13 protein-coding genes are annotated in these 14,084 nt (G+C 75.1%); 12 read left to right on the forward strand and 1 reads right to left on the reverse strand.

The genetic code is table 11. The features are described from left to right. Nucleotides 1-209: 209 nt before the first annotated feature. The 6 genes from ggt to ABD223_RS26745 all read left to right on the forward strand — a co-directional run bounded on the left by ggt (nucleotide 210) and on the right by ABD223_RS26745 (nucleotide 8,607). Nucleotides 210-1,994 (forward strand): gamma-glutamyltransferase, encoded by a 1,785-nt coding sequence (gene ggt / locus ABD223_RS26720; protein ID WP_344039274.1) that lies wholly within the window; start codon nucleotides 210-212, stop codon nucleotides 1,992-1,994. A 298-nt stretch (nucleotides 1,995-2,292) separates the two neighbouring features. Beyond that, nucleotides 2,293-2,841, forward strand: a complete 549-nt coding sequence (gene def, locus ABD223_RS26725) for a peptide deformylase (protein ID WP_344039275.1) — start codon at nucleotides 2,293-2,295, stop codon at nucleotides 2,839-2,841. Nucleotides 2,842-2,975: 134 nt separating this feature from the next. Further along, a complete protein-coding gene (gene fmt, locus ABD223_RS26730; RefSeq protein ID WP_344039357.1) occupies nucleotides 2,976-3,905 on the forward strand; it encodes a methionyl-tRNA formyltransferase in 930 nt (309 codons plus the stop codon). Beyond that, nucleotides 3,902-5,326: an RsmB/NOP family class I SAM-dependent RNA methyltransferase gene (locus ABD223_RS26735; RefSeq protein WP_344039276.1), complete on the forward strand. Its 1,425-nt coding sequence runs from the start codon at nucleotides 3,902-3,904 to the stop codon at nucleotides 5,324-5,326. The genes fmt and ABD223_RS26735 overlap by 4 nt, the downstream gene beginning before the upstream one ends. 88 nt (nucleotides 5,327-5,414) lie before the next feature. Then, the gene (locus tag ABD223_RS26740) at nucleotides 5,415-5,942 is read left to right on the forward strand and encodes a flavoprotein (RefSeq protein ID WP_344039277.1); all 528 of its coding nucleotides are present in this window, start codon (nucleotides 5,415-5,417) and stop codon (nucleotides 5,940-5,942) included. A gap of 112 nt (nucleotides 5,943-6,054) precedes the next feature. Continuing rightward, complete coding sequence (locus tag ABD223_RS26745; protein WP_344039279.1) at nucleotides 6,055-8,607, forward strand: helix-turn-helix transcriptional regulator; 2,553 nt, start codon at nucleotides 6,055-6,057, stop codon at nucleotides 8,605-8,607. 69 nt (nucleotides 8,608-8,676) lie between these two features. On the opposite strand, the gene ABD223_RS26750 is transcribed toward ABD223_RS26745, so the two are convergent. After that, on the reverse strand, nucleotides 8,677-9,312 hold the full coding sequence (locus ABD223_RS26750; RefSeq protein ID WP_344039281.1) for an SDR family NAD(P)-dependent oxidoreductase: 636 nt from the start codon (nucleotides 9,310-9,312) through the stop codon (nucleotides 8,677-8,679). A 198-nt stretch (nucleotides 9,313-9,510) separates the two neighbouring features. Here ABD223_RS26750 and rpe point away from each other — a divergent pair, with 198 nt between their 5' ends. From rpe to ABD223_RS26780, 6 genes are read left to right on the forward strand one after another with little or no spacing between them, the layout of a single operon-like run. After that, nucleotides 9,511-10,161: a ribulose-phosphate 3-epimerase gene (gene rpe, locus ABD223_RS26755; RefSeq protein ID WP_344039358.1), complete on the forward strand. Its 651-nt coding sequence runs from the start codon at nucleotides 9,511-9,513 to the stop codon at nucleotides 10,159-10,161. Nucleotides 10,162-10,175: 14 nt separating this feature from the next. Continuing rightward, nucleotides 10,176-11,159 (forward strand): bifunctional diaminohydroxyphosphoribosylaminopyrimidine deaminase/5-amino-6-(5-phosphoribosylamino)uracil reductase RibD, encoded by a 984-nt coding sequence (gene ribD, locus ABD223_RS26760; protein ID WP_344039359.1) that lies wholly within the window; start codon nucleotides 10,176-10,178, stop codon nucleotides 11,157-11,159. A 12-nt stretch (nucleotides 11,160-11,171) separates the two neighbouring features. Further along, nucleotides 11,172-11,795: a riboflavin synthase gene (locus tag ABD223_RS26765; protein WP_344039282.1), complete on the forward strand. Its 624-nt coding sequence runs from the start codon at nucleotides 11,172-11,174 to the stop codon at nucleotides 11,793-11,795. Then, nucleotides 11,792-13,066: a bifunctional 3,4-dihydroxy-2-butanone-4-phosphate synthase/GTP cyclohydrolase II gene (locus ABD223_RS26770; RefSeq protein ID WP_344039283.1), complete on the forward strand. Its 1,275-nt coding sequence runs from the start codon at nucleotides 11,792-11,794 to the stop codon at nucleotides 13,064-13,066. Before ABD223_RS26765 ends, ABD223_RS26770 begins: the two co-directional genes overlap by 4 nt. Further along, complete coding sequence (gene ribH, locus ABD223_RS26775) at nucleotides 13,063-13,542, forward strand: 6,7-dimethyl-8-ribityllumazine synthase (RefSeq protein ID WP_344039284.1); 480 nt, start codon at nucleotides 13,063-13,065, stop codon at nucleotides 13,540-13,542. Before ABD223_RS26770 ends, ribH begins: the two co-directional genes overlap by 4 nt. Before the next feature lie 8 nt (nucleotides 13,543-13,550). Next, nucleotides 13,551-13,982 (forward strand): PH domain-containing protein, encoded by a 432-nt coding sequence (locus ABD223_RS26780; RefSeq protein ID WP_380648507.1) that lies wholly within the window; start codon nucleotides 13,551-13,553, stop codon nucleotides 13,980-13,982. Nucleotides 13,983-14,084 lie beyond the last annotated feature (102 nt).

Consider the following 14,084-nt stretch of genomic DNA (forward strand, 5'->3'; position numbering starts at 1 on the left):
ACCGCAAGTTGCTTGTTGCTGGTCGCTTGCTGCCGGTCGCCGGTCGCCTGAACCCGCCCGAGCACCCGCCGCCGGTCGTCGGGCCTGCTGCCCTACCCGATCCTCAGCCGCGTCCGCCCTCCCGCATCCGCTCTCGCCCTGCCCTCGTCCATCAGGAACCAGCCACTCGGGAGGTTCAGGTTTCCGCCGGCTTGGAGTAGAAGGGAACGATGCTCCGGTCGACTGTCGCCAGCGCCCTCGCATCACTCCTCCTCGTCCCGCTCCTGCCTGCCGTCGCGGGTGCCACCGCCGCCGCGCCGCCACGGGTGCCCGAAGCCGTCGGCAGTGGTGGGGTGGTGTCCAGCGTCGACCCCGACGCCTCGCAGATCGGGGTCGAAGTCCTGCGCCGCGGTGGGAACGCGGTGGACGCCGCGGTCGCCACCGCCGCCGCGCTGGGCGTCACCGACCCGTTCTCCGCCGGCATCGGCGGTGGCGGCTTCTTCGTCCACTACGACGCCCGCACGCGCCAGATCTCCACATTGGACGGTCGGGAGACCGCGCCCGCCTCGGCCGACGCCGACCTGTTCGTCGAGGACGGGGCGCCGATCCCGTTCGCGGAAGCCGTCACCAGCGGGTTGTCGATCGGTGTCCCGGGCACGCCCAAGACCTGGGAGCAGGCGCTCCGCAGGTGGGGCACCTTCTCGCTGGACCGGGCCGTCAGGCCGGCCGAGGAGCTGGCCCGGCGCGGCTTCCAGGTCGACGCCACCTTCAACCGCCAGGTCACCGAGAACGCCGCCCGGTTCGCCGACTTCACCTCGACCCGCGAGCTGTACCTGCCGAACGGGACCCCGCCCGCCGTCGGCAGCACGTTCCGCAACCCGGACCTCGCCGACACCTACCGCGACCTGCGCAAGAAGGGCGTCCGCACCTTCTACGAGGGCGACCTGGCCCGTGAGGTGGCGCGGACCGTCCAGCAGCCGCCGGTCGTCGCCGGGGTCACCCGCGAGGTCCGCTCGGGCGGGATGACGACCGCCGACCTGCGCGGCTACACCGTCCCGCGCCGCGAGCCGACCCACGTGCGCTACCGCGGCCTCGACGTGTTCGGCATGGCCCCGCCCTCGTCCGGCGGCACCACGGTCGGCGAGGCCCTGAACATCCTGGAGACCACGAAGCTCGCCGAGGAGACGCCCACCCAGTACCTGCACCGGTTCCTGGAGGCGAGCCGCCTGTCCTTCGCCGACCGCAACCGGTGGGTGGGCGACCCGGCGGCGGTCGACGTCCCGACCCGGGAGCTGCTGTCCCAGCGCTTCGCCGACAGCCGGGCGTGCCTCATCGACCCGGCCAAGGCCCTGACCAGCCCCGTCGCCCCCGGCAACCCGCGCAACCCGGCTCCGTGCGCGACCACCGGCGAACCCGCCGCCACCCCGTACGAGGGCACGGACACCACGCACCTCACCGTCGCCGACCGCTGGGGCAACGTCGTCGCCTACACGCTGACCATCGAGCAGGAGGGCGGCAGCGGCATCGTCGTGCCCGGCAGGGGCTTCCTGCTCAACAACGAGCTGACCGACTTCTCGTTCACCCCGGTCACGCCGGGCGTGCCCGACCCGAACCTGCCGGGTCCCGGCAAGCGCCCGCGCTCGTCGATGTCGCCGACCATCGTGCTGGACCACGGCAAGCCGGTGCTGGCCCTCGGCTCACCCGGCGGCGCGAGCATCATCACCACGGTCATCCAGGTGCTGACCCAGCGGCTGGACCGGGGCGTGCCCCTCGTCGAGGCCATCGCCGCACCGCGCGCCTCCCAGCGCAACGCCGCGAGCACGCAGGCCGAAGCCGCCTTCCTGGCCACCCCGGAGGCGCAGGCCCTGCAAGCCCTGGGTCACCGCTTCACCTCGACCGGCGAGATCGGCGCGGTGACCGCGGTCGAACGCCTCCACGACGGCCGCTGGCGCGCGGCCGCCGAGACCAGCAGGCGAGGAGGCGGCGCGGCCCGCGCGGTCTGGCCCTCCCGCTGACACCCGTCACCGCCCCGTGAGACGCCTCGGGCCCACCTGCCGTTCGGGTGGGCCCGAGGCGTCTCACCACCCCCATCTCTGCTATCACCACCTCTGCCCCCGGCCCCGCCCTGTCCTCACCAGCACCAGCACCCTCCCCGCCACCCGCTTCGTCGGTCACTGCGCGGCAGCGCTGCTCGGCGTGGCCCTCCGGGGTGGTGACCTGGGGCACTGACTTGGAGCACTGACCTGGAGCACTGACCCACCCCCCTCACGTTCCGTAGACTGGTGCCTCCCGGCGCGAGTGCGAGGAGTGTGCGTGACCGTCCAACCGATCCGGCTGTTCGGCGACCCGGTGCTGCGGAGCCCCGCGGTCGAGGTCGGCGACTTCGACGCGGAGTTGCGCAGGCTGGTCAAGGACCTGTGGGACACCATGAGCGACGCCGGTGGCGCGGGGCTCGCCGCACCGCAGCTCGGCGTGGGCCTGCGCGTCTTCACCTACCACTGCGACGGGTTCGCGGGTCACCTGGTCAACCCCACGTTCGACGTGGTCGGCGACGAGTACCAGGAGGGCCTGGAGGGCTGCCTGTCCATCCCCGGCCTGGGCTGGGACTGCCGCCGCCACCGCCAGGTGATCGCCCGCGGCTGGAACATGCACGGCGAGCCGGTCGAGGTGGAGGGCACCGACCTGCTGGCGCGCTGCATCCAGCACGAGACCGACCACCTCGACGGCGTGCTGTTCCTGGACCGCCTGGACGAGGAGACCCGCAAGAGGGCGATGCGGGAGATCCGGCAGCAGTCGTGGTTCGACGGCGCCGTGCCGACGATCAAGCAGTCGCCGCACCCGCTGCTCGGTGGAGCGGGCTAGCGCCGGCGGGCTCTCCTGGACTGGCGGGCTCTCCTAGACTTGCGCCCTGCCCCGATGCGAGGAGAGCGCGTGTTCGACCCAGCCAGTCCGCCGTCCCACCGAAGTCCCGCCGTGCCGTCCGGGGGCGCGTGACGATGCGCCTGGTCTTCGCGGGTACGCCCGAGGTAGCCCTGCCGTCGCTGCGGGCGTTCCTGGAGTCCGACCGGCACGAGGTGGTGGCCGTGGTCACCCGGCCCGACGCTCCGTCCGGTCGCGGTCGGAAGGTGGAGCGGTCGCCGGTCGCGGCGCTGGCCGACGAGCACGGCATCGAGGTGCTGACCCCGGCCAAGGCCGGTGACCCGGTGTTCCAGGCCCGCCTGCGCGAGTTGCGACCGGACCTGTGCCCGGTGGTGGCCTACGGCGCGCTGCTGCCGGAGTCCGCCCTGTCCATCCCCACCCACGGATGGGTGAACCTGCACTTCTCCGTGCTGCCCGCGTGGCGCGGCGCGGCTCCGGTGCAGGCGGCGGTGCGGCACGGCGACGACATCACCGGCGCGACCACGTTCCGCATCGTCAAGGCCCTCGACGCGGGTCCGGTGTTCGGCGTGCTGACCGAGCGGGTGCGCGAGCGCGACACGGCCGGTGAGCTGCTGGCCCGCCTCGCCGAGTCCGGCGCCAAGCTGCTGCTGTCCACTGTGGATGGCGTCGAGGACGGCACGCTGCGGGCCGTCGAGCAGCCGGAGGAGGGCGTCAGCTACGCGCCGAAGGTGGCGGTGGACGACGCCCGGCTCGACTTCGGCACGCCCGCCGCCGCCCTGGACCGGGTGGCCCGCGCGGTCACCCCGGACCCGGGGGCGTGGGCGGAGTTCCGCGGCGAGCGCCTCAAGCTCGGCCCGGTGCTGCCGGTCGAAGAGGAGCACGACCTCGCCCCGGGCGAGATCAAGGCAGAGCGCAAGCGCGTGCTCGTAGGCACGGCCACCGAGCCCGTCGCCCTGGGCGAGGTCCAGGCGCAGGGCAAGAAGCGGATGCCCGCCACGGACTGGGCGCGGGGCGCCCGGGTCGAGGCGGGGGAGCGGATCTCATGACACAGCGGTCGTCCAAGCCCTCGCGACCCCATCGCCCCCACCCGCCCCGCCGGCGGACCGGTCCCGCCCGGCCGCCGCAGGACGACCCGGCGCGCCAGGCGGCGCTGGACACCCTGCGCGCGGTGCGCCAGCGCGACGCCTACGCCAACCTCGTGCTGCCCGGCCTGCTGCGGGACCGCCGGATCACCGGCCGCGACGCGGCCCTGGCCACCGAACTCACCTACGGCTCCCTGCGTGCCCGCGGCCTGCTCGACGCCGTGCTGGCCGCCTGCTCCGACCGTCCGCTGTCCGAAGTGGACGGTTCGGTGCTCGACGCGCTGCGGCTCGGCGCCTACCAGCTGCTGCGCACCAGGATCCCGGCGCACGCGGCGGTCGCCTCGACCGTCGACCTGGTGCGCGCCGCGCTGGGCTCCGGCGCGGCCGGGTTCGCCAACGCGGTGCTGCGCCGCGTCACCGGGCAGGACGAGCAGGGCTGGGTGGAGGAGGTCGCGCCCGACGAGGACAGCGACCCGATCGGCTACCTGGCCATGGCCAACGCCCACCCGAAGTGGATCGCCCAGGCGTTCGCCGAGGCGCTGGGCAGCCGCGGCGAGGCGCTGCGCCACGCCCTGGCGGCCGACGACGCGCGACCGGCCGTGCACCTGGCCGCCCGGCCCGGCGAGGTCACCTCGGACGAGCTGGCCGCGATGACCGGCGGCGAGCCCGCGCCGTACTCGCCGTACGGGGTGCGCCTGGAGGAGGGCGGCGACCCCGGTGACCTGGAGGCGGTGCGGGAGCGGCTGGCGGTCGTGCAGGACGAGGGCAGCCAGCTGTGCGCGCTGGCGCTGACCCGCGCGCCGCTGGAGGGCCCCGACTCGCGCTGGCTGGACCTGTGCGCGGGCCCCGGCGGCAAGGCGGTGATGCTGGGCGCGCTCGCCGCGCTGTCCGGCGCCGACCTGGACGCGGTCGAGAAGGCGCCGCACCGCGCCGAGCTGGTCCGCAAGGCGATCGGTGACCTGCCGGTCACCGTGCACGTCGCCGACGGCCGGGACCCGGGCCTGCCGGCCGGCTCGTTCGACCGGGTGCTGGTGGACGCGCCGTGCACGGGGCTGGGCGCGCTGCGCCGCCGGCCGGAGGCGCGCTGGCGCCGGCAGCCGTCGGACGTCGCGCCGCTGGCCCGCTTGCAGCGGGAGCTGCTGACCTCCGCGCTGGAGCTGGTGCGGCCGGGCGGGGTGGTGGCGTACGTGGTGTGCTCGCCGCACCTGTCCGAGACGGTGGGCGTGGTCGCCGACGTGGCCCGCCGGACCGGCGCCGAGCGGCTGGACGCGCGCGAGTTCTTCCCCGACGTGCCGGAGCTGGGCGACGGGCCGCAGGTGCAGCTGTGGCCGCACCTGCACGGCACGGACGCGATGTTCTGCGCCGTGCTGCGGCGGCCCGCGTGACCGGCGGCCCCCACCCCTCCCGCACGCCCTTCGCGGTCGTGCGGGACGGGGCCCGCCCCGTCCCCTCCCCGGCGCCCGGGGCACCGCGGTGAACCGACCCGTGCTGGCCCTGGTCGCCTCCGCCGCGGGCGGGGTGGAGCGGTGGCTGGTCGACGACCTCGCCCGGCCCCTGGCGGCCCGGGGCTGGCGGCTGGCCATCACCCTCACCCCGACCGCCGCCCGCTGGCTCGAACCGCACCTGGCCGCCCTGGCCGGGACCACCGACCTGCCCGTCCGCTGGACCTCGCGCCTGCCGACCGAGCCGAAACCGCACCCGGTGCCCGACGCGTTCGCGTTCGCGCCCGCCACCGCGAACTCGCTGGCCAAGCTGGCCCTGGGCATCGGCGACAACCAGGCGCTCACCGTGCTGTGCGAGGGCCTGGGCAGCCGCGCGCCGGTGGTGGTCATGCCGCAGCTGTCGGCCGACCAGGCCGCGCACCCCGCGTTCGAAGGTCACCTGAACGTGTTGACTTCCGCCGGTGTCGCGCTCGCGGCCGATCCCCGGGCCGTGGTCCGCGAACTGGAACGCGTCGGTCCGCCCGCCCCTTTCCGCAAAAATGGTGACAACACGCCCTGACCGATGAATTGACAGCCCGCGAAGATGCGTAGCAGGCTTGATTGTGTCGAAATCGTACGGACGGGATCGTGAACGGGCTTCGGTTCTCCGGTTCCTGTCCGAGCCCGGTGGCTTGCTGGCCATCGACGGCCCACCGTGCGCCGGCAAGACGCTCCTGCTGCGCGAGGCGGTCGAGGCCGCCCGCGGCCTGGGCTACGCCGTCGTCCCGGTCCCCGGCGAGCGGCTGGCGACCTCCGCGGACCTGTCCCGGGCCCTGGAGCAGGACGCCGCCCGCCCGCTGATCGCCGTCGACCACGCGCACCAGGACCCGGCCGCCCTGCTGGCCCTGCTCCCGCGGCTGCGCGAGCGCCGGGTCACCGCCCTGGTCGCCCTGACCGGCACGGTGGCGGGCGCCGAGGTGCGGCGCGCCCTGGCCGAGCAAGGCGACGTGCTCACCCTCGGACCGGTGGGCGCGGCGGTGGTGGAGCGGGTGGTCCGCGAGCTGCTGGACGCCGTGCCCGATCCCGACCTGGCGGCCTTCGTCGCGACCGCGGGCGGCAACCCGCGCCTGGTCGCCGAGCTGGTCGTCGGCCTGTGCGAGGAGGAGCGGCTGGACGTGCGCGCCGGCGTGGCCCGGTTGCGCGCGGACCGGTCACCCGGGGGGCGGCTGCCGCGTCGGGTGCTCGCCCTGGTGCGCGGCCAGGTCGAGGACCTGCCCGCCAGGGCGGCCCAGCTGGTGCGGACCGCCGCGGTGATCGGCAGGTCGTTCCTGCTGCGGGACGTGGCCGCGGTGATGGGCGAGACCTCCGCCGCGCTGCTGCTGGCCACGGACCAGGTGATCTCCTCGGGCCTGGTGGTGTGCACCGACGAGCAGCTGGAGTTCGGTTCGGAGCTGGTGTGGCGGGCCGTGGTCGAGTCGACCCCCGAGCTGGTGCGGTACGCCCTGCGGCGCGACGCGGCCGCGCTGCGGACCGAGCAGACCCAGCAGGCCGGGCAGGCCGGGCAGGCCCAGCACACCGAGCAGGTCGGGCAGACCGGGCCGACCGCACGAACCCGGCAAACCGTGCAGAGCGAGCGGGCGGGGGAGACCGAGCGGGCCGACCCGGCGGTTGTCCTCCTCCCCGACCAGGACCACGGCGCGAGCGCCGTGCACGGGGTCCGCGAACTGGCCGCCAACGGCCGCCTCGGCGCGGCCATCGCGCTGGCCAGGGACAGCCTGGCCCGGCGGCCCTCCCCCGAGGCGGCCGCCGAGCTGCGCGTCGTGCTCGCGGGCATCCTGCTCGCCGACGGCCGCCCGTCCGACGCGGCGACCGAGGTCGAGCACGTGGCGACCATGCCGGACGTGTCCGAGCCGGTGCGGCGGCTGGCCGCGGCGGGCAGGCTGCTGTCGCTGTACTTCGCCACCGGCTCCCGCGCGGGCGCGCACGCGCTGTCGGTGCTGACCGCGCGGGACCGCGAGGCCAGCGACTCGGACGTGGTGATGGCCGCGACCGTCCACTCGTGCCTGGAGTGGAGCGCCGGGAACCTCGCGGAGAGCGTGTACTGGGGTCGCGAGTCGACCCGCTGGGAGCTGGACCGGCCCACCGCGTGGTGGCAGTCGCAGTCGGCGGTGTCGTTCGCGCTGAAGCTGTCGGCGCTCGGCGAGTTCGCCGACGCGGAACGCCTGGTGCGCGGCGACGGCCTCGACGAGGGCCACGTGGTGACCCGCGGCGCGTCCGCGGCCCGCACCATCGCCCGCGCCCGCGTGCTCACCCAGGCCGGGCGGCTCGTGCAGGCCCACGCCGCGGCCCGGCAGGGCCTGGTCACGGCCCGCGACCGCGGCCTCCGGCTGCTCGTCCCGCTCGCCTCCACGGTGCTGGCCACGGTGGCGCTGCACCGGGGCGAGGTCGTGGCGGCGGCCGAGCACGTGCGCCGCTACCGGGCCGACCTGGCTGCGGGCGAGGCGGTGCTGCACTCCGGCCAGTACGACTGGGTCGAGCTGCTGCTCTCCCACGCCCGGGGCGGCCCGGTAGCGGCCGTCGAGGACGTGCGGCGCCGCGTGGCCGACCAGGACGCCACCCGGCGGATGCTCGTCGACGAGCCGGGCGCCGCGGCGTGGCTGGTGCGGCTCGCGCTGGCCGCGGACGACGACGAGCTGGCCGCCGCGGTGGTGGACGCCGCGGAAGGGCTGGCCGCGGACAACCCGGGCATCGCGACGGTCGCGGTGGCCGCCGCCCACGCGCGGGCCGTGCTGGACCGCGACGTGGACGAGCTGCTGCGGGTGGCCGGGCGGCACCACCACCCGTGGGCGAAGGCCAACGCCAACGAGGACCTGGCGGCGCTGCTGGCGGAGGCCGGGCAGGATGGCCGGGCCGCCGCGCACACCGCGCTGGCGCTGCGGATCTTCGAGCGGATGGGCGCGGACGGCGAGGCGGCGCGGCTGCGCAAGGGCGCCGGGCACGCGCGGGGGAGCGCCGGGCACGCGCGTGAGAGCGGTGGCGCGGACTGGCAGCGGCTGTCCGAGCCGGAGCGCGACATCGCCCGGTTAGTGGGCGCCGGGCTCACCAACCGCCAGGTCGCCAAGCAGCTCTACCTGTCCCCGCACACGGTGAACTACCACCTGCGGGGCATCTTCAAGAAGCTCGGCATCAGCTCACGGGTGGAACTCGCCCGCCTGGCCCACGAGCAGGAGGCCTCGAAGGCGTGAACCCGAGCCGCGCCCGTGGTCACGCCCCGCGCCCCGCCCCGCGACCAGTCCCCGCGCCCCGCCCCGTGGTCACGCCCCGAGCGCGTCCGACGCGCCGGCCCCGCCGAGCAGGAAGCACACCTCGTCCACCACCCGCCGCGCGTCCGCGGGCGCCACCACGGCGCAGTGCACCCCGCCCGACGCGACCTCCACGGCCAGGCACTCGGCGTAGGCGACGGCCGCCGCCCGTGACGCCGCGTAGGCCGCCATCCCGGACCGGGGCGCCGCCACCGCGTGCGCGGGCACCACCACGATCGTGCCGCGCTCCCGGCCCACCATGCGCGTCGCCACCGCCCGGCAGGCGTTGAACACCCCGGTCGCGTTCACCGCGAAGCTGTGCGCCCAGTCCTGGTCGGTGATCGACAGCGCGGGTCCGAGCCGCAGCGCGCCCGCCATCGCGACCAGCGCGTCCACCGGCCCGAACTCGCGCTCCACCTGGTCCACCAGCGCGTCCACGGCGTCGCTCGACGTCACGTCGACCTGCCGCCCGGCCACCAGCAGCCCCTCGTCGCGCAGCCGCTCGACCAGGTCCGCGAGCCGCGGCCCGTCACCGTCCACGGCCGCCACCAGCGCGCCCCGCCGGGCCAGCGCCTCCACCACCTCGCCGCCGAACCGCGAACAGGCGCCGGTGACCAGCGCGACGCGGCGGCGGAATTCGCCATTCATCCGAACACTCCCCAGCACTTACCCCCCGACTCGAACGTAATAGGCCGCGCACGGCAGGGGAACTACCCGCGTGAGTAGTCGGGAATGGACGACCCGGAGGGGAAAACCGGGTGATCGGGCAGTGGGCCGGAACACAAGTCCCGGCCGGGTCCGCCGGGGCGCGGAAGCTTAGACTCACCAGCCGTGGTCCACCAGCCGATGATCGCCCCGAGCATCCTGTCCGCCGACTTCGCCCGCCTCGCGGACGAGGCCGCCGCCGTGGCGGGCGCCGACTGGTTGCACGTGGACGTGATGGACGCGCACTTCGTGCCCAACCTGACCATCGGCCTGCCCGTGGTGAAGGCGCTGCGCGCGGCGACCGACATCCCGCTGGACTGCCACCTGATGATCGACGACCCGGACCGTTGGGCCACCGGGTACGCCGAGGCGGGCGCCCACAACGTGACCGTGCACGTCGAGGCCGCGAAGGACCCGGTGGCGCTGGCCAAGGACCTGCGCGCGGCGGGCGCCAGGGCCGGCCTGTCGATCAAGCCGGGCACACCGCTGGAACCGCACCTGGACGTGCTCAAGCACTACGACACCCTGCTGGTGATGTCGGTCGAGCCCGGTTTCGGCGGCCAGGAGTTCATGGTCGAGGTGCTGGACAAGGTGCGCACCGCGCGCCGCCTGGTCGACACCGGCCACCTCAAGCTCGTCGTGGAGATCGACGGCGGCATCAACGCGGACACCATCGAGCAGGCGGCCGAGGCGGGCGTCGACTGCTTCGTCGCCGGGTCCGCGATCTACGACGCCGCCGACCCCGGCGCGGCCCTGGAGCGGCTGCGCGAGCAGGCGGCCCGCGCCCGGTGAACCTGGACGAGGCGATGGCGCGGGCCATCGCGGCGAGCGAGCGGGTGAGGGGCACCACCAGCCCGAACCCACCGGTCGGCTGCGTGGTCCTGGACGCGTCCGGCGAGCTGGTCGGCGAGGGCGCCACCAGGCCGCCCGGCCAGGCGCACGCCGAGGTCGTCGCCCTCGCCCAGGCGGGTGAACGCGCCCGCGGCGGCACGGCCGTGGTCACCCTGGAGCCCTGCCACCACCACGGCCGCACCCCGCCGTGCGTCGACGCGCTGCTGGCCGCGGGCGTCGCGCGGGTCGTGCACGCCGCGGCCGACCCCAACCCGGAGGCGGCCGGGGGAGCGGGGGCGCTGCGCGCCGCCGGGGTGGCGGTCGAGTCCGGCCTGCTCGCCGGCGAGGTGGAGCGCGGCCCGCTGCGCGCCTGGCTGCACTTCGCCCGCACCGGCCGCCCGCACGTGACCTGGAAGTACGCCGCCACCCTCGACGGCCGGGTCGCCGCCGCCGACGGCACCAGCCGCTGGATCAGCTCCGAGGCCTCCCGCGCCGAGGTGCACGACCTGCGCGCCAAGGTGGACGCGATCGTGGTCGGCGCCGGCACGGTCCGCGTCGACGACCCCGGGCTGACCGCGCGCGGACCGGCCGTCACCCGCCAGCCGCTGCGGGTCGTGGTCGGCGCCGGCGACCTGCCGCCCCGCGCCCGGGTCCTGGACGACGCGGCGGAGACCGTGCACCTGCGCACGCACGACCCCGACGCGGTGCTCGCCGAACTGGCCAGGCGCGGTGTCGTGGACGTGCTGCTGGAGGGCGGGCCTACCCTGGCGGGTGCGTTCACGGCCGCGCGCCGCGTCGACCGGGTGCTCGCCTACCTCGCCCCGAAGTTCCTGGGCGACGGTGCTCCCGCACTGCGGGACGCCGGGGTGTCGACGATCACCGGTGCGGTCGGGCTGGTCGTGGAGCAGGTCAGTATGTCCGGGCCGGACGTGCGGATCTCCGCCGTCCCCGGCCCCTAGAGGAGGACACGGGTGTTCACCGGGATCGTCGAGGAGTTGGGCGAGGTCGTCGCCGTCGCCGACCTGCCGGACGCGGCGCGCGTCACCATCGCGGGCCCGCTGGTGACCAGCGACGCGAAGCACGGCGATTCCATCGCGGTGAACGGCGTCTGCCTCACCGTCGTGGACGTCGAGGGCGGCGCCTTCACCGCGGACGTCATGCGCGAGACGCTCAACCGGTCCAGCCTGGCCAAGGTCGCCCGGGGCGACGCGGTCAACCTGGAGCGCGCCGCCGCCGTCGGGCAGCGGCTGGGCGGGCACATCGTGCAGGGCCACGTGGACGGCACGGGCTCCGTGCTGGCGCGCGAGAAGGCCGAGCACTGGGAGGTCGTCCACGTCGGCCTGCCGCCCCGGCTGGCGCGGTACGTGGTGGAGAAGGGCTCGATCACCGTGGACGGCGTGTCGCTGACCGTGGTGTCGGCGAACGAGGACTCGTTCACCGTCAGCCTCATCCCGACCACGCTGGAGCTGACCACGCTCGGCAGGCGCCTGCCGGGCGACACCGTCAACCTGGAGGTGGACGTCCTGGCGAAGTACGTCGAACGGCTCGCCGCACCCCACTTCCGGGCACAGGCCGACGTCGAGGGGGAGCGGTGAAGGACTTCGCCGACATAGAGCGGGCCGTGGCCGACATCGCGGCCGGCCGGCCCGTCATCGTCGTGGACGACGAGGACCGCGAGAACGAGGGCGACCTGATCTTCGCCGCGGAGAAGGCCACGCCGGAGCTGTTGGCGTTCATGGTCCGCTACACGTCGGGGTACGTGTGCGTGGCGCTCACCGAGGCCGACTGCGAGCGGCTCGACCTGCCGCCGATGTACCACACCAACCAGGACCAGCGGGGCACCGCGTACGCGGTGACGGTCGACGCGCGCGAGGGCGTGTCCACGGGCATCTCGGCCGCGGACCGGGCGCGCACGATGCGCCTCCTGGCCGACCCGGCGTCCACCGCCAAGGACTTCACCCGCCCCGGTCACGTGGTGCCGCTGCGCGCCCGCGACGGTGGCGTGCTGCGCCGCGCCGGGCACACCGAGGCCGCCGTCGACCTGTCCCGGATGGCCGGGCTGGAGCCGGCGGGCGTGCTGTGCGAGATCGTGTCGCAGAAGGACGAGGGCGACATGGCGCGGCGCGACGAGCTGGAGGTGTTCGCCGCCGACCACGACCTCGCGCTGATCACCATCGCCGACCTGATCGCCTACCGGCGCCGGGTGGAGACGCAGGTGGAGCGGGTCGCGGAGGCGCGCATCCCGACCGCGCACGGCACGTTCACCGCGGTCGGCTTCGACAGCACGCTCGACGGCATCGAGCACATCGCGATGGTCTACGGCGACCTCGGCGACGGCGAGGACGTGCTGGTGCGGGTCCACTCGGAGTGCCTGACCGGCGACGTGTTCGGCTCGCTGCGCTGCGACTGCGGCCCGCAGCTGGACGCGGCGCTGGAGGTGGTCGCGGCGCAGGGCCGCGGCGTCGTGCTCTACATGCGCGGGCACGAGGGCCGCGGCATCGGCCTGATGCACAAGTTGCAGGCCTACCAGCTCCAGGACCGCGGCGCGGACACCGTGGACGCCAACCTCGGCCTGGGCCTGCCCGCCGACGCGCGCGACTACGGCACCGGTGCGCAGATCCTGTGCTCGCTGGGCGTGAGGTCGATGCGGCTGCTGACCAACAACCCGGCCAAGCGGGTGGGGCTGGAGGGCTACGGGCTGAGGGTGCTCGACCGCGTGCCCCTGCCTATCTCACCCAACCCGGAGAACCTGCGTTACCTGCGCACCAAGCGCGACCGGATGGGCCACGAGCTGCACCAGCTGGAGCAGTACGAGGCGCTGGCCCAGGGCGGCGCGGTGGTGTCCACCACGGAAGGAGCGGAATGAGCGGCGAAGGGCGGCCCGAGGGCGACGTCCCGGACGCGGCGGGGCTGACGCTGGCCGTCGTGGCCACGCGGTGGCACGCGGAGATCACCGACAACCTGGTCGCACGGGCCCTGGAGGCGGCGTCCCTGGCGGGCGTGCCGTCGCCGACCGTGGTCAGGGTCGCCGGCGCGGTCGAGCTGCCGGTGGTCGCGCAGGAGCTGGCCCGCGCGTACGACGCGGTGGTGGCGCTGGGCGTGGTGATCCGCGGCGGCACACCGCACTTCGAGTACGTGTGCGACGCGGTGACCGCCGGGCTGACGCGGGTGGCGCTGGACTCGTCGACCCCGGTCGGCAACGGCGTGCTCACCACCAACGACGAGCAGCAGGCCCTGGACCGCGCCGGGTTCCCGGGCTCGGTGGAGGACAAGGGCTTCGAGGCGTGCGTGGCGGCGCTGGACACGGCGCTCGTCCTGCGCGGGCTGCGAGCGGGGTCGTGAGGACCGCCGTGGCCGCCGTCGAGTTCCGCCCGAAGAAGATCCGGCTCGTGGCCGGCGCCTGCGCGGTGTTCCTGGTCGCGGTGTTCACCGTGGTCGGCCTCCTGCTGGGCGACACGCCGACCGGCGTCATCTTCCGCACCTCCGACCAGGTGGCGATGATCTGCCTGGGCGTCCTGCTGGCCTGCGGCGTCCTCCTGCTGACCCGCCCGCGCGTCCGCGCCGACGCCGAGGGCGTCGAGGTCCGCAACGTGATCACCAGCCACCGCTTCGCCTGGCAGGACGTCCTGCACGTCTCGTTCCCCGACGGCGCCTCCTGGGCGCGCCTGGAGCTCCCGGAGGACGAGTACATCTCGGTCATGGCGATCCAGGCCGTGGACCGCGAACACGCGGTGGCCGCCGTCCGAGCCCTGCGGGACCTGCACCGAACCGCCCACCCCTGACCACCCGCAACGGCCTCGAACGCACAACTCACCTGCCCTGAACGTACGACTCACCTGCCCTGAACGTGCGACTCGCGCGACCTGGACGTACGACTCGCGCGC

It is taken from the genome of Saccharothrix xinjiangensis, assembly GCF_039527585.1.
Classification (GTDB): Bacteria; Actinomycetota; Actinomycetes; order Mycobacteriales; family Pseudonocardiaceae; genus Actinosynnema; species Actinosynnema xinjiangensis.

Bases quoted from the DNA above. Each gene is read 5' to 3' on its own strand.
- ggt (WP_344039274.1), top strand. From the start codon at position 210: ATGCTCCGGTCGACTGTCGCCAGCGCCCTCGCATCACTCCTCCTCGTC.
- fmt (WP_344039357.1), top strand. From the start codon at position 2,976: ATGCGCCTGGTCTTCGCGGGTACGCCCGAGGTAGCCCTGCCGTCGCTG.
- ABD223_RS26735 (WP_344039276.1), top strand. From the start codon at position 3,902: ATGACACAGCGGTCGTCCAAGCCCTCGCGACCCCATCGCCCCCACCCG.
- ABD223_RS26750 (WP_344039281.1), bottom strand. From the start codon at position 9,312: ATGAATGGCGAATTCCGCCGCCGCGTCGCGCTGGTCACCGGCGCCTGT.
- rpe (WP_344039358.1), top strand. From the start codon at position 9,511: ATGATCGCCCCGAGCATCCTGTCCGCCGACTTCGCCCGCCTCGCGGAC.
- ribD (WP_344039359.1), top strand. From the start codon at position 10,176: ATGGCGCGGGCCATCGCGGCGAGCGAGCGGGTGAGGGGCACCACCAGC.
- ribH (WP_344039284.1), top strand. From the start codon at position 13,063: ATGAGCGGCGAAGGGCGGCCCGAGGGCGACGTCCCGGACGCGGCGGGG.